General features: G+C 61.1%; 1 protein-coding gene. It reads right to left on the reverse strand.

The features are described from left to right. On the reverse strand, positions 1–1,038 hold a 1,038-nt coding region (locus JIF53_RS08585; protein ID WP_199452257.1), incomplete at both ends, for an IS1380 family transposase.

Consider the following 1,038-nt stretch of genomic DNA (forward strand, 5'->3'; position numbering starts at 1 on the left):
AGCAAGGCCCCGATAAAGATCGCGGTAAACCGCAAAGCCTGGGCAGTGCCGGCCAAATCGCAGGATCCACTGCCGGCCACTGTGCACCAGGCGGCAGGCCATGGTCATGATTTCCTGCATCACGGTTCTCAGGCGGCGACGTTTGGCCGGATGGCGAACCGGTGCATCCGGGCCGGTCAGTCTCAGGCCCATCCAGCGCAGCACGTTGTAACCCATGGTGGCGAAGGCCATGACCAGATTGTTGGTGTCGAATTTCCCGGACGGAAGTCGTTCCAGGTCCAGGTCGGTCTTGAACTCGCTGTGGAACTGCTCACTGGTGGCGTGATCGCTGTAAAGCGCCATGACTTGTTGCTCATTGGCCACCTCGGCTGGTAAAGAGGTCACCCAGCCTTCGAGGCTGACTTCTGGTTCGAGATACAGCTGGCCCTCGGCATCGCTGGTGCGAACGGTGACCTTCACGATGCGACGCAGACCGGGCTCGTCCGACACCGCTTCTGACAAAACCGCCTCCATTTTGCCGTCGCGCTCCAGTGACCAGGCTTTCCGGGCCTGAGCCTTGTCCGCCCAGACGAGTGGATCCTCCTTGCGCGGATTCCACTTGATCAGGAAGTCGACCTGGTCCTGCTCGCGCAGGAAATCGCGATTGGCACGGGCATCATGCGCACTGTCCAGGCGCAACAAAATGGGCTTATCCGTCAGTGATCGAGCCCGGGGTAACACCCGTTTGAGGGTGTCGAGAAATCCCTTGTTGGCGTGCTGGCTGCCCGGGCGCAGCTCGCAACCCAGGCACCAGCCTTCCTGCCCCAGGTAGGCGGCCAGCGGTGCATAACCGTCGTAGCCCTTGTAGGTGTAGCTGACACCCTCTTTGCGGGTCTGGCTGTTGTCCATGGGAAAGACATCCATATCCAGCGCAACGTGGCCCATCGCCAGAGGTGACACCGGAGCTTCGACGGACTGAAGAAACTCGACGCTGGCATCGTCCAGCAGGGGTGTCAGGCCTTGAGCGTCTTCATCAAATCGCTGGCGCAACCGGGCCGA

Origin of the sequence: Marinobacter sp. bablab_jr008, from assembly GCF_016464145.1 — a bacterium.
GTDB lineage: Bacteria > Pseudomonadota > Gammaproteobacteria > Pseudomonadales > Oleiphilaceae > Marinobacter > Marinobacter nauticus.